Source organism: Mesorhizobium escarrei (assembly GCF_935825525.1).
Classification (GTDB): domain Bacteria; phylum Pseudomonadota; class Alphaproteobacteria; order Rhizobiales; family Rhizobiaceae; genus Mesorhizobium; species Mesorhizobium escarrei.
Map to the genome: position 1 here is coordinate 253,314 of NZ_CAKXZT010000168.1, position 18,726 is coordinate 272,039.

Annotated in this window: 19 protein-coding genes and 1 riboswitch; of the genes, 5 read left to right on the plus strand and 14 right to left on the minus strand. The window is 65.7% G+C overall.

Annotation, left to right across the window (positions count from 1 at the left end; genetic code table 11):
- Nucleotides 1-3 precede the first annotated feature (3 nt).
- Genes cobS through cbiE form a run of 6 tightly spaced genes read right to left on the minus strand, consistent with a single transcriptional unit; the run spans nt 4 to nt 5,362 of the window.
- Complete coding sequence (cobS, locus tag NMG80_RS32150) at nt 4-777, minus strand: adenosylcobinamide-GDP ribazoletransferase (protein WP_254021842.1); 774 nt, start codon at nt 775-777, stop codon at nt 4-6.
- Nucleotides 778-833: 56 nt separating this feature from the next.
- The gene (locus NMG80_RS32155; RefSeq protein WP_254021843.1) at nt 834-2,165 is read right to left on the minus strand and encodes a cobyrinic acid a,c-diamide synthase CobB; all 1,332 of its coding nucleotides are present in this window, start codon (nt 2,163-2,165) and stop codon (nt 834-836) included.
- Nucleotides 2,162-2,980, minus strand: coding sequence for a uroporphyrinogen-III C-methyltransferase (gene cobA, locus NMG80_RS32160; RefSeq protein ID WP_254021844.1), 819 nt, complete (start codon nt 2,978-2,980; stop codon nt 2,162-2,164). Before cobA ends, NMG80_RS32155 begins: the two co-directional genes overlap by 4 nt.
- Nucleotides 2,977-3,741, minus strand: coding sequence for a precorrin-4 C(11)-methyltransferase (gene cobM, locus NMG80_RS32165; RefSeq protein WP_254021845.1), 765 nt, complete (start codon nt 3,739-3,741; stop codon nt 2,977-2,979). The genes cobA and cobM overlap by 4 nt, the downstream gene beginning before the upstream one ends.
- Entirely contained in the window at nt 3,738-4,124 is a 387-nt protein-coding gene (locus NMG80_RS32170) for a cobalamin biosynthesis protein (protein WP_254021846.1), read from the minus strand. Before NMG80_RS32170 ends, cobM begins: the two co-directional genes overlap by 4 nt.
- Nucleotides 4,121-5,362, minus strand: a complete 1,242-nt coding sequence (gene cbiE / locus NMG80_RS32175) for a precorrin-6y C5,15-methyltransferase (decarboxylating) subunit CbiE (protein ID WP_254021847.1) — start codon at nt 5,360-5,362, stop codon at nt 4,121-4,123. Before cbiE ends, NMG80_RS32170 begins: the two co-directional genes overlap by 4 nt.
- 1 nt (nt 5,363) lies before the next feature.
- Between cbiE and NMG80_RS32180 the strand changes: the two genes are divergently transcribed.
- Nucleotides 5,364-6,146 (plus strand): cobalt-precorrin-6A reductase, encoded by a 783-nt coding sequence (locus NMG80_RS32180; RefSeq protein ID WP_254021848.1) that lies wholly within the window; start codon nt 5,364-5,366, stop codon nt 6,144-6,146.
- Here the strand turns inward: NMG80_RS32180 and NMG80_RS32185 are convergent.
- From NMG80_RS32185 to NMG80_RS32220, 8 genes are all read right to left on the minus strand, one after another.
- The gene (locus NMG80_RS32185) at nt 6,110-6,874 is read right to left on the minus strand and encodes a precorrin-3B C(17)-methyltransferase (protein ID WP_254021849.1); all 765 of its coding nucleotides are present in this window, start codon (nt 6,872-6,874) and stop codon (nt 6,110-6,112) included. The genes NMG80_RS32180 and NMG80_RS32185 overlap by 37 nt on opposite strands.
- A complete protein-coding gene (locus tag NMG80_RS32190) occupies nt 6,871-7,629 on the minus strand; it encodes a precorrin-2 C(20)-methyltransferase (RefSeq protein ID WP_254021850.1) in 759 nt (252 codons plus the stop codon). Before NMG80_RS32190 ends, NMG80_RS32185 begins: the two co-directional genes overlap by 4 nt.
- Nucleotides 7,626-8,267: a precorrin-8X methylmutase gene (locus tag NMG80_RS32195; protein WP_436798733.1), complete on the minus strand. Its 642-nt coding sequence runs from the start codon at nt 8,265-8,267 to the stop codon at nt 7,626-7,628. The genes NMG80_RS32190 and NMG80_RS32195 overlap by 4 nt, the downstream gene beginning before the upstream one ends.
- Nucleotides 8,264-9,763, minus strand: coding sequence for a precorrin-3B synthase (gene cobG, locus NMG80_RS32200; protein ID WP_254021852.1), 1,500 nt, complete (start codon nt 9,761-9,763; stop codon nt 8,264-8,266). The genes NMG80_RS32195 and cobG overlap by 4 nt, the downstream gene beginning before the upstream one ends.
- Nucleotides 9,760-13,410 carry a cobaltochelatase subunit CobN gene (locus tag NMG80_RS32205; RefSeq protein WP_254021853.1) on the minus strand — a complete coding sequence of 1,217 codons (3,651 nt, stop codon included), beginning with the start codon at nt 13,408-13,410 and terminating at the stop codon, nt 9,760-9,762. The genes cobG and NMG80_RS32205 overlap by 4 nt, the downstream gene beginning before the upstream one ends.
- A gap of 18 nt (nt 13,411-13,428) precedes the next feature.
- Entirely contained in the window at nt 13,429-14,481 is a 1,053-nt protein-coding gene (cobW, locus tag NMG80_RS32210) for a cobalamin biosynthesis protein CobW (protein WP_254021854.1), read from the minus strand.
- Nucleotides 14,478-14,912, minus strand: a complete 435-nt coding sequence (locus NMG80_RS32215; RefSeq protein ID WP_254021855.1) for a DUF1636 family protein — start codon at nt 14,910-14,912, stop codon at nt 14,478-14,480. The genes cobW and NMG80_RS32215 overlap by 4 nt, the downstream gene beginning before the upstream one ends.
- A 38-nt stretch (nt 14,913-14,950) precedes the next feature.
- Nucleotides 14,951-15,154: riboswitch (cobalamin riboswitch) on the minus strand.
- Nucleotides 15,155-15,183: 29 nt separating this feature from the next.
- Complete coding sequence (locus NMG80_RS32220) at nt 15,184-16,383, minus strand: winged helix-turn-helix domain-containing protein (RefSeq protein ID WP_254021856.1); 1,200 nt, start codon at nt 16,381-16,383, stop codon at nt 15,184-15,186.
- Between the two features lie 333 nt (nt 16,384-16,716).
- On the opposite strand from NMG80_RS32220, the gene NMG80_RS32225 reads away from it, so the two are divergent.
- Genes NMG80_RS32225 through NMG80_RS32240 form a run of 4 tightly spaced genes read left to right on the plus strand, consistent with a single transcriptional unit; the run spans nt 16,717 to nt 18,683 of the window.
- The gene (locus NMG80_RS32225; RefSeq protein WP_128166995.1) at nt 16,717-17,082 is read left to right on the plus strand and encodes an NADH-quinone oxidoreductase subunit A; all 366 of its coding nucleotides are present in this window, start codon (nt 16,717-16,719) and stop codon (nt 17,080-17,082) included.
- Nucleotides 17,073-17,654 carry a NuoB/complex I 20 kDa subunit family protein gene (locus NMG80_RS32230; RefSeq protein WP_027156092.1) on the plus strand — a complete coding sequence of 194 codons (582 nt, stop codon included), beginning with the start codon at nt 17,073-17,075 and terminating at the stop codon, nt 17,652-17,654. The genes NMG80_RS32225 and NMG80_RS32230 overlap by 10 nt, the downstream gene beginning before the upstream one ends.
- A gap of 5 nt (nt 17,655-17,659) precedes the next feature.
- Nucleotides 17,660-18,259 carry an NADH-quinone oxidoreductase subunit C gene (locus tag NMG80_RS32235; protein WP_436798734.1) on the plus strand — a complete coding sequence of 200 codons (600 nt, stop codon included), beginning with the start codon at nt 17,660-17,662 and terminating at the stop codon, nt 18,257-18,259.
- 28 nt (nt 18,260-18,287) lie between these two features.
- The gene (locus tag NMG80_RS32240; RefSeq protein ID WP_254021857.1) at nt 18,288-18,683 is read left to right on the plus strand and encodes a four helix bundle protein; all 396 of its coding nucleotides are present in this window, start codon (nt 18,288-18,290) and stop codon (nt 18,681-18,683) included.
- The last annotated feature ends 43 nt before the right edge of the window (nt 18,684-18,726 follow it).

Sequence of the window (18,726 nt, forward strand, 5' to 3'; positions counted from 1 at the left end):
GAGTCAGGAAAGCCAAACGGATGCGACCAGCAGGATTGCGATCTCGCCAAGCTGCTGTAGCGCGCCGACCGTGTCGCCGGTCTGGCCGCCGATCTGCCTGAGGCACAGCATATGGAAGGCGGCAAACAACAGGCCGAGCAGGATGAGGGCGGCGACCGCGCCACCGAACCCTAGCGCCAGCAGCGCCACGGCGCCGAGCACGGCGCCGGCAATGGCGGTTTCGGCCGACACGGTGCCTGCATCGGCCGAGAGGCCGTCGCTGCGCGCCGCCGGCAGCAGATGCATGAAAGCGCCGAACAAGCCGCGCGAGGCGGCATGTGCGGCAATCAGAACCCAGAATATTTGGGCCGGGCTGGCGAATTCCGAAAGCACGCTCCAGCGGACAAGCAGCGACAGACCGAGCGCGCAGGCGCCGTAGGCGCCGATGCGGCTGTCGCGCATGATCTCCAGTTTTTTCTCGCGTGTCCTGCCGCCGCCAAAGCCGTCGGCGACATCCGAAAGTCCGTCTTCATGCATGCAGCCGGTGGCGAGCAAGGTTGCAGCAAGGGCAAGTGCCGCTGCCGGGCCGGCGGCAAGGCCGAGCCAGGTCCCGACCGCGTAGACCAAGCCGCCAATCAGAGCGACGGCAAGGCCGGCGACTGGCGCCGCCCAGATCGTGGCAGCAAGGCTGCGGTCCCGAAAATCGACGACCGGCAGCGGCAGCCGCGTAAAGAAGACCACGCAGAGCGCGATGTCATCGAGGATTTGCCGAGGCGAGAGGGTCTGGAGTTTGAGCATGCTCTATTCCGAAAACCGGTTCCCACTTTTCGCTGGCGCGGACTTCCGGTTCGGGATCATGCTCTCGCCTCTCGCCTCTCGCCTCTCGCAATGGCATGGAAGAACGTGCCGCTGACATGGCCGCGCCGGTAACCGGAGGCGCCGAGCGGATTGCCCTGGCCGTCAGCGAGGTCGGCCAACGGTTCGTCACTGCCGGTGGCAATCATCTGCGCGTAGTGGAATTCGTGGCCGCGGATCAGCGTGCCTTGGGCTCCGAGGGGACAATCGGCGCGCAGCCGCGCCTCGCGATAACCGAGATTCATTTTTCGCTTGGCAAAACTGGTCGCGTGACCGAGCAGGCCAAGCATCCTGTGCGTCTCGCCCGAAGCATCCTCCAGCGCTTCGCCGAGCACCATGAAGCCGCCGCACTCGCCATGCACCGGCCGTGTTGCCGCAAATGCCTCGATGCCGGCCCTGAAATTCGCAGCCGCCGCGAGGCGGCCGGCGTGAAGCTCGGGATAACCGCCGGGCAGCCAGCAGACATCGCAACTGTCGCTGGGCGCCTCGTCGGCGAGCGGCGAGAAGGCGACGATTTCCGCACCGGCCTTGCGCCAATACGCGGCGACATGCGGATAGAGGAAGGTGAAGGCAGCGTCCTCGGCTAGTGCGATGCGTTGTCCGGGCGGTGGCAGCGCGTCGTCGAAACTGCCGGAAGCGGGTGCGAATGGCGCCGCCAGGGCCATGACGGCGTCGAGGTCGAGCGAGCGTTCGACCGTGTCGGCCAGCCGGTCGAGATGCACCATCAAATTCTCATATTCGCCGGCCTGGACGAGGCCGAGATGGCGCTCCGGCAGGTTGAGCGAGGGATCGCGCAGGATCGCGCCGACCACCGGCAGGCCGATCGCCTCGATGGCGTCGCCGCAGAGACGGCGGTGACGTTCGCTGCCCAGCCGGTTGAGCACGACGCCGGCCATGCGCACACCAGGGTCGTAGGTGGCAAAACCCTTGGCGACGGCCGCCGCCGTGGTCGACTGCCCGGAAACGTCGAGCACCAGCAGCACCGGCAGGCCGTAGAGCCGGGCAAGATCTGCCGCCGAGCCGGTGCGGCCCGGAGCAGCGGGAATCCCGTCGAACAGGCCCATGGCGCTTTCGAGGAAGACGAAATCGGCATCTTCAGTTGCGTCACCGGCCAGCGCGTTGAGCAAAGCAGGCGGCATCGCCCAGCTGTCGAGATTGACGCCGGAAAGGCCTGTCGCGGCGGTGTGGAAGCCGGGGTCGATATAGTCGGGGCCGGACTTGGCGCCGCGCACCTTCAGGCCGCGCCGGGCGAGCGCGCGCAAAATACCGATGGTGACGCTGGTCTTGCCGGAGCCTGAGCGCGGCGCGCCGACGATGATCGCGCGGGTCATGGCTCGCCCGCCAATGCCGCGCGCATCGCGACGATGCCGCCGACGACGATCAGCGCCGGCGCGGTCAACCCGGCGGCGGCCGCCTCATCGGCGATGGTGGCGAGGGTGGCGACGACAATGCGCTCCTGCGGCGTCGTCGCGGCAACGATCACCGCAGCAGGCGTGGAAGGCGGCAGGCCGCCCCCAAGCAGCGAGGCTGATATCAGCGGCAGATTGGCCATGCCCATATAGACGACGAGTGGCTGGCCGGTGCGGGCGATTGCGGCCCAGTCGAGGTCATCGTCGGTGCCGGCGGCGTGGCCGGTGGCCAAGATCACCGCCTTGTTGATGCCGCGCATGGTGGCCGGGATGCCGGCTCCGGCAAGCGCGCTGAGGCCCGAAGTCAGGCCGGACAGGACGCGGTACGGGATGTTTTCGCGGGCCAGCGCCAGCGCCTCTTCGCCGCCGCGCCCGAATATATAGGGGTCGCCGCCTTTCAGCCTGACGACGCGGCGGCCCTCGCGCGCCAGCCGCACCAGCAAAGCGGTGATGTCGTCCTGCTTCATCGACGGCTGGCCGCCGCGCTTGCCGGCGTAAAAAAGCTCGGCGCCCGACGCCACTGCCACGATATCAGGAGAGACCAGCGCGTCGTAGACGAGGGCGTCGCACTGCCCAAGCGCGGCCAGCACTTCCAGCGTCAGGCAGCCGGGATCGCCGGGGCCGGCGCCGGTCAGCCAGACATGGCCCGGCTCCAGCTGGCGCGGCTTGAAGTTCAGCCGGGCCAAAGCCTGGTCGATTGTGGTGTTTCCGCTGTTGTTTCCGGTGCTGTCGTTCACAGTCCGTCCCGTCCGCGAAAACGCCGCTGATAGTGGGCGTCGTAAAGTGAGCTCTCGCCAAAGCCTTCCGCTGCCAGCGAGCGGCCGACGAAGATGATGGCCGTGCGCTCCATCGGATCGGCGGCCAGTTGCGCCTCAATCGTCGCCAGCGTGCCGGTCAGCACGCGCTCGTCCGGCCAGGAGGCACGGAAGACGACCGCTACCGGGCAATCGGCGCCATAGAACGGCGTCAGCTCGGCGACGATCCGGTCGATGGCGTGGATGGCAAGGTGGATGGCGAGCGTCGCGCCGGTGCGGCCGAAGCCGGCCAGGGTCTCGCCGGGCGGCATTTTGGAGGCGCGGCCGGAGATGCGGGTCAGCACCAGGCTTTGCGCGACTTCGGGAATGGTCAGCTCGCGGCGCAGCGCTGCCGCAGCAGCAGCGAAGGAGGGCACGCCCGGCGTCAGCGTATAGGCGATGCCGTGCTTCTCCAGCCGGCGAATCTGCTCGGCGACAGCGCTCCACACCGACAGGTCGCCGGAATGAAGGCGGGAGACATCGTGGCCGGCCTGGTCGGCCGCCACATATTCCGCTTCGATCTCATCGAGCGACATCGGCGCGGTGTCGATCAGCTTCGTGCCGGGGGCGCAGTGCTGCAACAGTTCCGGGGCGACGATCGAGCCGGCATAGAGGCAAACCGGGCAGCTTGCCAGCAGCCGGCTGCCGCGCAAGGTGATGAGGTCGGCCGCGCCCGGTCCGGCGCCGATGAAGTGGACGGTCATGCCGCATCTCCGCTGATCGCAATGGCGCAGGTGACCGGGCCGAGCACGGTGCGCGGCCCAAGCAGTTTTGCCCCTTTGCCCGCGGCAGCAAGCGCCGACGCTTCGGAAACTGACGGCGTGCCGGCACGCTCCTGCGACAGATCGGAACGGCTGATCGTGCGCGGCGACGCGGCCTCGAGCGCAGCGTCCTCGACAACGATCACTGGAAGAGCGAGTTCGCGGCCCGCAGAGAAGATTGCCTGCTCGTCCTGCTTCAGGGAAGCGGTGGCGAGCGCCGAAAGCGCCGTCATCGCCAACCCATGCGTTTCCAGAGCGGTTTCTATGGCGGCAAGCACGTCCCTTGCGCTGACGCCCTTGCGGCTTCCGATGCCTGCGACCATCATGGCTTGACCCAACTCCATTGGGTGACCGGCATGGCCGGCCGCCAGGCCTGCATCGAGCCGACCGGCGAAGCGCGGGTTAGTGCGATGCGGGTGAGATCGCCGCCGAGCGACGCGTGACGGGCGAGCAGCAGCGCCTCCATCTCCAGCGTCACCGCATTGGCGACCAGCCGGCCGCCAGCGCGCAGGGCCTCGATGGCCGTTTCCAGCACGCCGGTGTCGCTGCCGCCACCGCCGATGAAGATCGCGTCCGGCGCCCCCAATCCGGCGAGCGCCTGCGGTGCCGAGCCTTCGACGACGGCAAGACCGGGCACGCCGCAGGTGGACCCGTTGCGGCGGATGCGGGCGGCGCGGGTTGGATCGGCCTCGATGGCAACGGCGCGCATCGTGGGATGGGCTAGCATCCATTCGATGCCGACCGAACCGGAGCCGGCGCCGATGTCCCACAGCAATTCGCCGCGCCTGGGGGCGAGGGCGGACAGGGTGATGGCGCGCACTTCGCGCTTGGTGATTTGGCCGTCATGCTCGAACAAATGATCGGCAATGCCGGATGTCAGCGGCAGGATGCGTGCTTCCAAAATTGAGTCAACTTCGATCGCCAGCACGTTGAGCGGATTGACCTTTTCCAGGTCGAAGGCGTCGGCGCGGGCCGAACGCAGCCTTTCGTTCGGGCCGCCCAGTGCCTCCAGGATGGTCAGCCGCGAGGCGCCGAAATCGAGTTCGGTCAGCAGGCGCGCAATCGCCGCTGGCGCATCGCCGTCCGAGGTCAGTGCAAGAATGCGGCTGCCTGGATGCAGCAGCGGCCGGATCAGGTCGAGCGAGCGGCCGTGCAGTGAAATGGTCTCGATACCCTGCAGCGCCCAGCCGAGCCGGGCGGCGGCCAGCGAGAAGGCAGAAGGGGCGGGAATCACCTGCATCTCCTGGGGAGGAACCTTGCGAGCAAGGGTGACGCCGACCCCATGGAAGAACGGATCGCCTGAAGCCAGCACGCAGACTCGCCTGCCGGAAAGCGCCAGCACGTCGCGCATTTCGGCATCGAAAGGGGTCGGCCAGGCACGTGCCTCGCCTTTGGCGAGCGACGCGACGAGCGCAAGGTGGCGCGTGCCGCCGAAGACGAATTCGGCCTCGGCGATCAGCCGCTTGGCCTCGTTGCCGAGACCCGCTACACCGTCATCGCCGATGCCGATCACCGTCAGCCATTTCGAGGTGTATCTGGTGCCGCGCGGACCTTCAGCAGGCATGATGACCCACCGCATTCTGATCCTCGGCGGAACCACCGAAGCTCGGCAACTGGCGGGAACGCTGGCCGCGCGCACCGATCTCGCGATCACATTGTCGCTGGCCGGCCGCACTGAAAGCCCGGCGGCACAGGGCGTGCCGACGCGGGTGGGTGGCTTCGGCGGCGCCGACGGGCTGTCGGCGTTTCTTCGCGAGACTCGCATCGAGCTGCTGGTCGACGCCACGCATCCCTATGCGGTACAAATCTCCGCCAATGCCGCGCAAGCGGCGCATGAGGCCGGCGTGCCGATCATCGCGCTCAGGCGCCCAGGCTGGGAGCCTGCCGAAGGGGACCGCTGGACGCTGGTCGACAATGTTGCCGGCGCGGTGACGGCGCTGGCCGCTGCGCCACGCCGCGTTTTCCTGGCGCTTGGCCGGCAGGAGGTCGCCGCCTTCGAGGCCGCACCCCAGCACCACTATCTGATCCGCAGCGTCGATCCGGTCGAGCCAAGGCTCACTGCGCCCGACGCGACCTATCTCTTGGCGCGCGGGCCGTTCCTTGAGGCCGATGAGCGCGAGCTGCTCGAAAGCCATGACATCGATGTCGTCGTGTCCAAAAACAGCGGCGGCGAGGCGACCTACGGCAAGATCGCCGCAGCGCGGGCGCTCGGCATCGAGGTGGTCATGATCCGCAGGCCGACGCTGCCGGACGTTGCGTCGGCTGAAACCGTCCAGGCCCTTGCCGCGATGGTCGATCATCTTCTGGTCGGTCATTTTCTTGGACCCGCCGCCGAACGCGGCGTGTAGACCAGCGCTGGTTTTTCGCCGCGCTTGATGATCCTGGTTTCCGGCGAGCCGATGATGATGCAGGTCGCCATGTCAGCCTTTTCTGCATCGGCGTGCGCCAGCAAAAAAACCTCGATGCGCTCGTCGGGACGGCCGGCTGCGCGGCCGAAGACGACCGGCGTGGTGCCCGGCAGGATTGCAGTCAGGCATTCGAAGGCGCGGCCAAGCTGCCAGGGGCGCGCCTTGCTGATCGGATTGTAGAGCGCGATGACGAAGCCGGCGCCGGCCGCCGCAAGCAGCCGCAATTCGATGAGCTCCCACGGCTTCAGATTGTCAGACAGCGAGATGGCGCAGAAATCATGGCCAAGCGGCGCGCCGATCCGGGCAGCGACCGCAAGCATTGCGGTGATGCCGGGCAGCATCGCCACGTCGACGGCACGCCATTCGTCCGGGCCGGCCTCGATCGCCTCGCAGACGGCTGCCGCCATGGCAAAGACGCCGGGGTCGCCGCCCGAGACGACGGCGACATCGTGGCCTTGCGCAGCCATTGTCAGCGCGTCCTTGGCGCGGGACAACTCCTCGCGATTGTCGGAGGGGACGCGGGCCTGGTCCGGGCGCAGGTCGAGCCGGTCGAGATATGGTTTGTAGCCGTAGAAGAATCTTGCCTCGGCGACGGCGCGGCTCGCTTCCGGCGTCACCTGGTCGGCATTGCCGGGTCCAAGGCCGATGACGGTCAGGCGGCCACTCATGCTTCGACTCCCAGTGCGGCGGGCCGGCCGGACCAGCCGGCGACCAGCACGATGGCGAAGTATGGCGCGTTGTCGTCCTGCTTGTCGGCCAGCCGCATCGAAATGCCGCCCGGCATGGTGCCGCGCTCGACATAGACGGCACGCGCCAGCTTGTCGGTCGCCTCCAGCGCGCGCCTGATCTTCGGCAGGTTGCGGCCAACCTTCATGATGACGGCGGCATCGGTGTCGGCGAGGCGGCGCGTCAGCTCGAATTCGCTCATTGTGCCCGGCAGCACGGTCAATACATCGTCGCCCTGGACGATCGGCGTTCCGGTCGCCGACCAGCAGCCGGACATGGCGGTGACGCCGGGAATGACCTCGGTTGGAAAGCGGTGTGCCAGGCGGACATGCAGATGCATATAGGAGCCGTAGAACAGCGGGTCGCCTTCCGAGAGCACCGCGACGGTCCTGCCGGCGCTGAGATGCTCGGCGACCTTTTCGGCGGACTCTTGGTAGAAATCCGCTATCTGCGACCGATAATCGCTGTGATCCTTGTCGATTTCGGTGGTCACGGGATAGAGCAGCGGCAACTCGATCAAATCAGGACGAAAATGCGCGCCGGCAATGGCGCGCGCATTGCTGTTGTTGCCGCGCTTGGCGAAATGCGCCACCACGTCGGCCTCGGCCAGCGCGCGCACGGCCTTGAGCGTCAGCAGCTCGGGGTCGCCGGGACCGGTGCCGACCCCAACAAGCCTGCCTTTTACAATCGTGTTCACAGGCCCGGCCTCGCCAATGCGTTGAGGGCGGCGGCGGTCATGGCGCTGCCGCCGAGTCTGCCGCGCACGATCGCGTAGGGAACGCCGTAGGAATTCTCGGCCAGCGCCTCCTTCGATTCGGCAGCACCGACGAAACCGACCGGCATGCCGATGATCGCCGCAGGCTTTGGCGCGCCGTCGCGCAGCCTTTCCAGCAGATAGAAAAGTGCTGTCGGCGCATTGCCGACGGCGACGACCGAACCGGCCATGCGCTCGCCCCAGAGGTCGATGGCTGCAGCGGAGCGGGTGTTGCCGATCTTTTTCGCGATGTCAGAGGTTTGCGGATCGCGCAGCGTGCAGATTACCTCGTTCCCGGCCGGCAGACGGGCGCGCGTGATGCCGTGCGAGACCATCTCCGCGTCGCAGAAGATCGGCGCTCCGGCCGCCAAAGCCGTGCGTGCGACCGCTACAAAATCGCTGGAAAAAATAAAGTGCCGCGCGGCTTCGACTTGGCCGCAAGCATGGATCATACGGATGGCGACATCGGCTTCGGCATCGGAAAAGCGCGACAGGTCGGCCTCGGCGCGAATGATGGCAAAGGAGCGCTCATAGATCGCCGTGCCGTCATGGATGTAGTCGTAGGGGGCGGGCATGTTCATTCCTGTCGGTAGAGTTCGGTGACACCGGCCGCGCCAAGCCTCGTCAGGCAGGCGGCGGTGGTCTCGCCTCGAAGCCGTGCATCGCGGATCGCGGCTGCAATGCGGCCAACGGCTCGCGCGGCGTCATAGCCTGGCCTGTATCCGGCAGGAAGGGCCTTTGCCGTCCCGTCCACGACAAGCCCGGCTCCGTTATCGCCGCCGACCAGTGTCAGCGCCGCCCGGCCGGGATGGGCGCAGCCCTTGGCACAGCCCGAAATATGTAACGTGAGCGTGGAATCGAGGAGGTCGCGGTTTTCTGCGGCGATGGTTTCGGCGATGTCGCGCGTCGCGATCCGGCCGGAGGCGCAGGCCGGCGCACCGGGGCAAGCGGCGATTTTCGTGCGCGGGTCGGCAGGATCGGTGACGAAGCCTAGGGCGGCGGCGGCCTGCTGGAGCGAGCGGCAGGCGGTCGGAGAGAGGCCGAGGAAAAGCAGGGCGCGGTTTGGCGCGAGGCGGATTTCGGTGACGCCCAAGGTAAGGGCGTGTTGCGTGAGGCCGATGAGTTTTTGCGCTGGCATGCTGCCGAAGGGCAGGCCGATGCCGAGGGCGATGTCATCTGTCAGATTGAAAATGCCGATGGGGAAGCTAGCCGGCACAGGAAGGCGCTCCACGGCGCCCCCCTCTGTCCTGCCCTCTTTGCCACCACTTGGCATCTCCCCCACTTGGGGGGAGATTGCGCCCCGGTCTCCGCTTTCGCCAATTGCCAAAGTTGCCGAGGGGGAGCCGCCGGCGAAGCTGCCGATCTCCCCCCTCGTGGGGGAGATGTCCGGCAGGACAGAGGGGGGCGCGAAGGAATGCCAACTTGCGAGAGATTTCATCTGTCTCGCCGTCAAATCCCTTGCGTGGGCTTCGCGGCCCTTTTCGGCAACCATCCTCAGAATTGCGACAGCGATATCGCGGGCAGCATCTTTCTCGACCGTGACGAGTAGCGCCGCATTTTCACTGTCGCCAGCAACGGCTAAGAGCCAACGGACGCCCGCGTCGGTTCTGATCGCAGCCAGCCTGACATCGGCCGTTACCGCATCCATGGTCACGCGTCCGCCGCCGTCGACGACCACCGAAACCTTCGGGCCAAGGCGCTTTGCCAGCCCGGCTTCTTCGATCGCCGCACGAATGCGCTCGGCTAATGGGCGCGGGTCAGCAACTTCTTCTGGATCCAGCCCCGCCAGCGGGCCAATCTCGACCGGCACGCCGGTGCGCACGGCTATGCCGAGCGCGTCGACCTCCATTGCCAGCAGCCGGGCACTGGTCGGTGTCAGGCCGCGAACCTGCAGGCTGCCGCGCGCGGTCACCTCAATGACGCCGTTGCCATGCCGCAAGGCGGATTCACCGAGTCCGACCAACGACTTCGGCGAGAGTCCTCCAGTCATCGGGTTGAGCCGCACCAGCAGGCCGTCGCCGGTCCGCATCGGCGCGGACAAAGCGGGGCAGGCGCCGCGTCGGGAGAAGGCATTCATGCCGCCACCCCCTGGGCTTGGGCGATCAGTGCGGCGAGGTCGTCGTCGACGGAATTGCGCAGCGGGTGCCAGAGACCGCGCCGTCGTGCCGACAAAAAGCGCTCGGCGATGATTTTCGCGGCCGCCGGATTTTCGCGGAGGATGAAGGCGCGCACCTCTGGATCGCCGAGATAGGCGTCGTGCACGGCCTCGATCAGCGTGCCCGGTACGGCATGGGTGGTCTCGGCGAAACCGACGAGACGGTCGACGGTCTCGGCGAATTCCGAAGCGCCGCGCGGCCCGTGGCGCATCAGGCCGGCAATGAAGCGCGGGTTGACCGCGCGTGCGCGCACGACGCGCGACACCGCTGCTCCAACCGAGCGCGGCTTCGGCTTTTGCGGATCCGTGGTGTCGAGGACGATGACGTCGGCGTTCTTGCCGAGGGCCGCAAGGGCCGCCGAAAAACCGCCGATGAAGGCGACATCGGCGGAACCTTCGAGGATGTCGCGGCCGGGGTCGTCTCCGGTATGGACGAGAAGCTCGGCCTCGGCGACACGATCCTCGAACGCGCCGGGCGCTGAAATCCCTTGGCCGTCGGCGCCGCCATAGGCATGCGAGGTGGCGTCGAGATAGGCGCGACCGATCTTCTCGCGCGCGGCCCAGTCGCCGCTCGACAATAAATCCTCGACGCCGGCGCCGTAGGTGCCGGGCGAGGTGCCGAAAATGCGCGGGCTGATCTTACCGTCAGCGCGGGCCTTGGCCGCGAGCGGGTTTTCCGACGCGTCCTCGTCGCGGGCGGCGACGGCGTTGGCGGCCGCATCGATTAGGGCGATCTGGGTCGGGAACATGTCGCGGAACAGGCCTGATATACGCCAGGTGACATCGACGCGTGGCCGGCCCAGCGTGGCCGGCGGCAGCACCTCGATGCCGGTAACGCGGCCGGTGGCGGAATCCCATTGCGGCCGGCAGCCCATCAGCGCCAGGCCCTGCGCGATTTCCTCGCCGCCGGTGCGCAGCGAGGCCGAGCCCCAGAGATCGATAACCAGCGAACGCGGCCAGTCGCCATGCGATTGCATGTAGCTGCGCAAGACTTCATCGGAGGCCGCCCCGCCGAGATCGAAGGATGTCGGCGTCGGCATGGTGCGTGGATCTGATGTGAACAGGTTGCGGCCGGTCGGCAGGACATCGCGCCGGCCACGCGCCGGCGCGCCGGCCGGCCCGGCAGCGACATGGCGGCCGTCGAGGGCTGCGATCAGTGCTGCCTTCTCGGCCGGCGCACTTTGCTGGCGCAGCGGATCGGTCTCGCCCTCGGCTGAGCGGCCAAAGATGTGAAGGCCGTCCTTGATCGCGAAATCCTTGAGGTCGCAGAGCCAGGCGTCGATGCGGCGCAGCGCTTCGTCGGGCGCGTCGGTTCCGGCGACGCCGGCCTCGGAGGCGAGCCCAGTCTTTTCAGCGGTTTCGACGATCAGCTTCGCCAGGCGATCGCGGCGACGGCGGTCGAGCCCGTCAGCCTGGGCATATTCGTCGACCAGCCGCTCGAGCTGCTGCTGGTTCTCGTCCAGTCCGGCGCCGGTCAGCGGCGGCGGCAAATGGCCGAGGGTGACGGCGGCAATGCGCCGCTTGGCCTGCGCTGCCTCTCCCGGGTTGGAGACGATGAAGGGATAGACGACGGGCAGGGGCCCGGTGACGATCTCGGGAAAACAGTTTTCGCTCAGCGCCACGGTCTTGCCGGGCAGCCATTCCAGCGTGCCATGGGCGCCGACATGGACGAGGGCATGGACATCGAGCGACTTGCGCAGCCACAGGCCAAAAGCGATCAGCGCATGGCGCGGCGGCAGCGTCGGGTCGTGATAGTCGGCGCGACGATTCGTGGAGCGGCCGCGGTCGGGGGCGAGTGCTACGGTGATGTTGCCGAAGGTCGCGGCGCGGAAGGGGAAATGCCTGTTGTTCGCCAAACTCAAAGATTGGCGTTCTGTGGCGCCCCCCTCTGTCCTGCCGGACATCTCCCCCACTTGGGGGGAGATTGCCCCTTCGCCGACAGTCTCGCCCACGAGCAACGTTGCAGAAAGGGGCGGGACGGCAAAACTGCTGATCTCCCCCCAAGTGGGGGAGATGTCCGGCAGGACAGAGGGGGGCGCCTCGCGCGAACCTGTTTCATCTTCCGCCCTACCCCATGCCATCTCTACCGCAGCGATGGCCGCCGGCGGCAATTCCTTCGAGAACGTCAGATACTCCTTCAATGCCAACCCTGGGTCGGCCGACTCCAGCATCTCCAGCAATTCACGCGGCGTTTGCGGAATCCCTTCAACGACGTAGCCCTGTTCGCTCAGGTCATGCAGCATCGCCAGCACGCTGGACGGCACGTCGAGGCCGACGGCGTAGCCGGTGCGGCCGGGGGCGCTCGGATAGTCGGGGATCAGGATGGCGAGCTTGCGTTTTTCGCGCGGCGTGCGCTGCAGGCGCACAAACGCCTCGACACGGTTCGCCACCTGCGCGACGCGGTCCGGCTCCGGCCGGTTGGCGAACGCTCGGAAAGCCAATGCCGGATCGACCTCGCTTTCGCCTTTGAAGGAAACGGCTCCGGCAAGGATGCGGCCGTCGAGTTCGGGGAGGACGACATGCATGGCCAGGTCGGCAGGCGCCAGGCCGCGCTGATTGTCTTGCCAGACATCGCGGCGTGTCGTCGCGACGATGATCTGGAAGACAGGAACGCCGGCGCGGTCGAACAGGGTTTCGACGCCGGGCTCGGCACCCGAGGCGAAGGCAGTCGCTGTGATGATGGCGGCAGGGTTTAGCGCGGCAAGCGCAGTCTCGACAAAGGCGAGCGATGCCGGGTCCTTGAGGCTGGAGACGAAAATGGGAACAGGGATCATGCCACGCTGCCGCAGCGCTTCGAACAATGCGTCGATCGGCGCGACATCGGCGGCTAGCAGCATCGAGCGGTAGAAGAGAATTGGCACGACGTCCCCCTCCCCCTCGAGGGGAGGGTGGCCCGCAGGGCCGGGTGGGGTCGTTGCGGCAGTGCTCGACGTTTTTTGCTGTTGGCGCGCTTCATAGGCAACCCCACCCCCGGCCTGCGGCCGGACCCTCCCCTCGAGGGGGAGGGGGACGTCGCCGCGTCCGGGCTCATAAAATCCCGCCTTCGGCACGACAACCAGCTCCACGTCCGCCGCGCCCCGGCCCGCCAGCCGCGCCAGCCTCCGCACCAGCGCCTTCATATTCTCCGGGCCGCCTTCGCGGAAATAGCCCAGCAGCCTGTCGAGCTCTTGGCGCGGCAGCGTCGAGCCTTCGATCAGCCGCAAATCCTCGTCGCGGCATTCGCCGGGCAGCAGCGCCAGTTTTATGCCGCGGGCGCGGGCAGTCGAGGCAAGCTGGTCGCAGCCGTAGCGCCACCAGTCGTAACCGCCGAGGATGCGAACCAAAACAACCCTGGCGTGCCGGGCGACGCTGTCGATCCACAGATCGACGGACATCGGGTGGCGCAGATCGCGCAAGGCCGCCAGCCGCATCGACGGCAGGCGATCCGCGTCGGCTTTCCATGCCGCCGCCAGCCCGGCGAGGTCGCTGTCGGTGAAGGACAGCGCCACGACATCCGCAGGCGTCTGCCTGAGATCGACCGGCTCGGCGAGATCGTCGAGCGAGGCGGATGTGGTGGTGAGGATGTGCATCGCGGCTCGTGCCTGAGGTCAGCCGGCGAGGATACGCTCGATGGCCGGGCGGTTCAGCCCTTTCAGCCCGATGACGACGAGGCGCGAGCGGCGGTCGTCGTCGGCGGTCCAGGCGCGGTCGTAATAGTGGTTGACGCGCGGACCGACAGCCTGCAGCAACAGCCGCATCGGCTTGCCGCCGACCTCGACGAACCCTTTGACGCGCAGCACATTTTGTTCCTCCGCCGCCGTGGCGACACGCAATGCCAGCTCATCGGGATTGGAGATCGACGGAATGTCGATGACGAACGAGTCGAAATCGTCATGCTCGTGATCGAGCTCGTCGTCGTGGTGGGTCTTGCGGTTCTCGATGTCGTCCTCGACGGCAAGGCCGAGGCCGAGCAGCACGGAGGGATCGACCTTGCCCTGTGAGGCCGGCACGATCTTCACCGCGCGGGCGGCGTGCTTGCCGATGACGGCATGGGCGCGGGCCGAGCCGGCGGCGTCCATCAGGTCGCTCTTCGACAGAATGATCAGGTCGGCGCAGGCGAGCTGGTCCTCGAACACCTCCTCGACCGGATCGTCGTGGTCGAGCGTCTCGTCCTGCGCGCGCTGCGCCTGCAGGGCGTCGATGTCGTTGGCGACGCGGCCTTCGGCCAGCGCCGGTCCGTCGACCACGGCAATGACGCCGTCGACCGTCACCCGGCTCTTCACCGACGGCCACTGGAAGGCCTGGACCAGCGGCTTCGGCAAAGCGAGGCCGGAGGTCTCGATCAGGATATGGTCGACCTTTGGCGTCAAAGACAGGATCTGGTCCAGCGCCGGGACGAAATCATCGGCGACGGTGCAGCAGATACAGCCATTGGCCAGTTCGACGATGTTTTCCTCGGGGCAGGTGTCGATGCCGCAGCCTTTCAGGATTTCGCCGTCGATGCCGATGTCGCCGAACTCGTTGACGATGATGGCCAACCGCTTGCCGCCGGCGTTTTCGAGCAGATGGCGGATCAGCGTCGTCTTGCCGGCGCCGAGGAAGCCGGTGACGACGGTGCAGGGCACGCGCGAGAGGTTAGCGGACGACTCTGGGGCGGTCATATCTGGTCCTTCAAAAGGTCGAGGGGAGGGATGCGGGCAACGAGGCCGCGCTTCAGGCAATCGGGGCGGCCGCGCCATGGGATGAGGCCGTCGGTCGAAGTGGCGAAGAGTTTTGCGCCGGTGACGAGATCGGCGCCGCTGGTCGTGGTCAGGTCGCCAAAGACATAGCTCCAGCAGCCGTCGCGCAGGATAGCGGCGCTGAGGCGGCGCTTGCAGTTGCCGAGGCATTCGACGGTGCGGATACGGATGTGTTCGCCAGAGGCGGCGCGGCGCGTGTCTTCGGCCAACAATTCGCCGGCGCGAGGATGGCCGTCGGAGCCGGTCTCGTCGCGGCAGGAGGCGCAGACGATCACGGTGACGTCGGACAGAGCATCATCATCGCCGGACAATACGCCCGCTGTCTCAGCCAAAAAACTGCTGTCGCGTTCCAAATCAGGCTCCTTGCCCGGAAAACCCGCCAGGCGATCGGATTCTTATATCCTAGACGGCAGGTCTCCTGGCTCGCGGGTCATCGCCTTGGTGCCGCCTTCCCGGGATTTTCCCAGTGGTTATCGGCCTTGGCTCGTCGCTTACAGTTGCGGGGACAGCCGCGGATTTGAAATCGAGATTTCGCACCGCATTCCCTCTTGGCTCCTCCCTTTGCCGAGAGGAGACCGTCTGAACCGGATTTAGGCTTGTGGAGGCAGTCGTGTCAACGCACGTCTACGACGCGGCAACGTCGGCGAGAGCCGAACCCAGATCGCCGGCCGGCGTCACCTCGATGCGTTGCAATCCGAGCCAGCCCTGCATCAGTTTCAATTCCTCAAAAAGTTCGGCGGCGGTTTGCGGCGGCGCGCCGGGCTCGGCATAGGCGGCATGGACGCGCAGCATGCCGGCGGGGCGGTCAGCCCTAAGGTCGATGCGCGCCACGATCCTGTCGCCGAGCAGGAACGGCAGCACATAATAGCCGTATTGGCGCTTTTCGGCCGGGGTGTAGATCTCGATGCGATAGCGGAAGTCGAACAGTCTTTCCGTGCGCGCTCGCTCGAAGACGACGGGATCGAACGGAGCGAGTAAGGTGCGCGCCTTGATCTTGCGCGGAAAACGGGCGTCCTTGTGGAGATAGGCGGGCTTGCTCCAGCCTTCGACGGTCACCGGCAAGAGGTCGCCGGCGTCGACCAGTTCCTCGATGCGGCCCTTGATGTCGGCCGGAGAGAGGCGGAAATAGTCGCGCAGATCGGCCGCTGTCGCGACGCCGTGGGCGCGGGCTGAGATGCGCAGCAATTCGCGGTGCGCATCCTCAGGCGAGGGCACCGGCAGGGCAAGTATTGCCGGCGGCAGCACGCGCTGCGGCAGATCATAAAGCCGCTCGAAGCCGCGACGCGACGCCGTGGTGATGCGGCCGGCCCAGAACAGCCATTCGAAAGCGTGCTTGGCGTCGCTCCAGCCCCACCAGCCGCCCGAGCCTTTCTGGCCTTCGAGGGCAGATGCGGCGATTGGGCCGCGCGACACTACCTCGCGATAAATGTCTTCAATGTAGGCGGCGCGCTCGCGGCCCCACTTGGCCAGCCCATTGTACATTTCCTCGCCGCGCTCGGCCCGTTCCATGCGCCAGCGCATCAGCGGATAGGTTTCGACCGGCAGAAAGGAGGCTTCGTGCGCCCAGTATTCGAAGACTTTGCGCTTACGCGTCACGGCGGCGTTGTCGAGCAGGGCGAGCGGGTAGGGGCCAAGCCGCGAATAGAGCGGCATATAGTGAGCGCGCACCACCGCGCTCACGGAATCGATCTGCAGCAGGCCGGTGCGGCCAAGCACACGGGCCAGATGACGGCGGTCAGGCGTGCTGCTGGGGCGAGGATCGGCAAACCCCTGTGCGGCAAGCGCGATGCGCCGGGCCATGGCGAGCGAGATTTTTTCCTTCATGCAGACGGCATTCTGTTGGTGTTCGACCAGGGGTGGAGCAATGATTCCGCACCATGCTAGCAGGGTTTTGGCGGCATCTATGTCAGGAGAGAAAAGTGGAGTAAAAGGTGAAGGAAATCAAACAGGAGCGGATCGGACCAGTTTATCCGGATATGCCGCCCAGCACCGTGTTTTGAACAAGGTTTGACTTGCTTCGCCGAAAGCCCTGCGCTAACCCTCGCCGCGTTGCAGCATAGAGCCCCTAAAACGGTTCAGTGGTTAAACTGTCACGCTTCCGCAAGTGGGTCCGGTGCTGTAATCAGAGTGGATTGGCCGCCAACGGAAAGCTGCAGCATGAACGCATTGTTGAGTTCGTACCTGCCCATCGTCCTGTTCATCGGCGTGGCGCTGGTCGTCGGCCTGGCGCTGCTTGCCGCACCCTTTCTGGTGGCCTACCGCAATCCCGATCCGGAAAAGCTTTCCGCCTATGAATGCGGCTTCAACTCGTTCGATGATGCCCGCATGAAGTTCGACATCCGCTTCTACCTGGTGTCGATCCTGTTCATCATCTTCGATCTGGAAGTGGCTTTCCTGTTTCCGTGGGCAGTGTCCTTCGGCCAGATCGGCATGCTCGGTTTCTGGTCGATGATGGTGTTTTTGGCGGTGCTGACCATCGGCTTTGCCTACGAATGGAAGAAAGGAGCGCTGGAATGGGATTGAGCGACAATTCCGGCACGCTCGTCGCGCCGAAGCCGAAAGGCATTCTCGACCCCAGCACCGGAAAGCCGGTGGGGGCGAATGATCCCTTTTTCCTCGAGATCAACAACGAGCTTGCCGACAAGGGCTTTCTCGTCACCTCGACCGAGGCGCTGATCACCTGGGCGCGCAGCGGCTCGCTGATGTTCATGACTTTCGGTCTTGCCTGCTGCGCGGTCGAGATGATCCATACCTCGATGCCGCGCTATGACTCGGAAAGGTTCGGCGTTGCGCCGCGCGCGTCGCCGCGCCAGTCCGACATCATGATCGTCGCCGGCACGCTGACCAACAAGATGGCGCCGGCGCTGCGCAAGGTTTATGACCAGATGCCGGAGCCGCGCTACGTTATCTCGATGGGCTCCTGCGCCAATGGCGGCGGCTATTACCACTATTCCTATTCGGTGGTACGCGGCTGCGATCGCGTCGTGCCTGTCGACATCTATGTGCCCGGCTGTCCGCCCAGCGCGGAAGCGCTGCTCTACGGCATCCTTCTGTTGCAAAAGAAGATCCGCCGCACCGGCACGATCGAGCGGTGAGCGGGATGATGAGCCTGAATGAACTCTCGACCTATCTCGGCGAGAAGCTGAGCGGTCGGATCGGCAATGCCGTGTTTGCCTATGGCGAACTCACCATCTCGGTCGAGCCGCACGATCTGATCGAGGTGGTCAGCTTCCTGCGCGACGATCCAAAATGCCAGTTCATCTCGATCATCGACGTCTGCGGCGCCGATTATCCCTCGCGGGCCAAGCGCTTCGACGTCGTCTATCACCTGCTGTCGCCGAAGCAGAATGTTCGCATCCGGCTCAAGGTGCAGGCCGACGAAGAGACTGTGGTGCCATCGATCACCGGTGTGTTTCCGGGCGCCGACTGGTTCGAACGCGAAACCTACGATCTCTATGGCGTGCTGTTTTCGGGCCATCCCGATTTGCGCAGGATCCTGACGGACTACGGCTTCGAGGGTCATCCACTGCGCAAGGATTTCCCGCTGACCGGCTTTGTCGAGGTGCGCTACGACGACGAAGCCAAGCGGGTCATCTATGAACCAGTGGAATTGAAACAGGAATTCCGCAATTTCGATTTTCTCAGCCCTTGGGAGGGGACGGATTACGTCCTTCCGGGGGATGAGAAGGCGAAACAGTGAATAGTGAATAGTGAATAGTGAATAGTGAATGGAAAGACGGGATGAGACGTCCGGGAAAATCAACGACTATCGAGATCTGAACGTATGGAAGGATTCGATGGAATTGGCTGCAGACATTTATCTCGCGACGAAAGCATTCCCGCGAGAGGAACTGTTCGGCATGACGTCCCAGATGCGGCGGGCGGCAGTCTCAATCCCGGCAAACATTGCCGAAGGTTTCGGGCGCGGCCAGCGCAAGCCGTTCGTTCAGTTTCTTCGCGTCGCGCAAGGCTCGTTGAAAGAATTGGAGACCCATACCCTTCTTTCCATGCGCTTCGGGTTGTTGGACGAAAAGAGTGCGGGAGTGCTTTCTCTCAGATTCGAGAAGTTGGGAAAGATGATGCGATCGTTCATTCGATCTCTGGAGGTCGGTGCAGGCAAATGACCATTCACCATTCACTATTCACCATTCACTCATCGCCAAAGGC

Excerpts from the sequence above, each read along its gene's own strand:
- cobS (WP_254021842.1), bottom strand. The coding sequence starts at position 777 with ATGCTCAAACTCCAGACCCTCTCGCCTCGGCAAATCCTCGATGACATC.
- NMG80_RS32155 (WP_254021843.1), bottom strand. The coding sequence starts at position 2,165 with ATGACCCGCGCGATCATCGTCGGCGCGCCGCGCTCAGGCTCCGGCAAG.
- cobM (WP_254021845.1), bottom strand. The coding sequence starts at position 3,741 with ATGACCGTCCACTTCATCGGCGCCGGACCGGGCGCGGCCGACCTCATC.
- NMG80_RS32170 (WP_254021846.1), bottom strand. The coding sequence starts at position 4,124 with ATGATGGTCGCAGGCATCGGAAGCCGCAAGGGCGTCAGCGCAAGGGAC.
- cbiE (WP_254021847.1), bottom strand. The coding sequence starts at position 5,362 with ATGCCTGCTGAAGGTCCGCGCGGCACCAGATACACCTCGAAATGGCTG.
- NMG80_RS32180 (WP_254021848.1), top strand. The coding sequence starts at position 5,364 with ATGACCCACCGCATTCTGATCCTCGGCGGAACCACCGAAGCTCGGCAA.
- NMG80_RS32185 (WP_254021849.1), bottom strand. The coding sequence starts at position 6,874 with ATGAGTGGCCGCCTGACCGTCATCGGCCTTGGACCCGGCAATGCCGAC.
- NMG80_RS32195 (WP_436798733.1), bottom strand. The coding sequence starts at position 8,267 with ATGAACATGCCCGCCCCCTACGACTACATCCATGACGGCACGGCGATC.
- cobG (WP_254021852.1), bottom strand. The coding sequence starts at position 9,763 with ATGAATGCCTTCTCCCGACGCGGCGCCTGCCCCGCTTTGTCCGCGCCG.
- NMG80_RS32205 (WP_254021853.1), bottom strand. The coding sequence starts at position 13,410 with ATGCACATCCTCACCACCACATCCGCCTCGCTCGACGATCTCGCCGAG.
- cobW (WP_254021854.1), bottom strand. The coding sequence starts at position 14,481 with ATGACCGCCCCAGAGTCGTCCGCTAACCTCTCGCGCGTGCCCTGCACC.
- NMG80_RS32220 (WP_254021856.1), bottom strand. The coding sequence starts at position 16,383 with ATGAAGGAAAAAATCTCGCTCGCCATGGCCCGGCGCATCGCGCTTGCC.
- NMG80_RS32225 (WP_128166995.1), top strand. The coding sequence starts at position 16,717 with ATGAACGCATTGTTGAGTTCGTACCTGCCCATCGTCCTGTTCATCGGC.
- NMG80_RS32230 (WP_027156092.1), top strand. The coding sequence starts at position 17,073 with ATGGGATTGAGCGACAATTCCGGCACGCTCGTCGCGCCGAAGCCGAAA.
- NMG80_RS32235 (WP_436798734.1), top strand. The coding sequence starts at position 17,660 with ATGATGAGCCTGAATGAACTCTCGACCTATCTCGGCGAGAAGCTGAGC.
- NMG80_RS32240 (WP_254021857.1), top strand. The coding sequence starts at position 18,288 with ATGGAAAGACGGGATGAGACGTCCGGGAAAATCAACGACTATCGAGAT.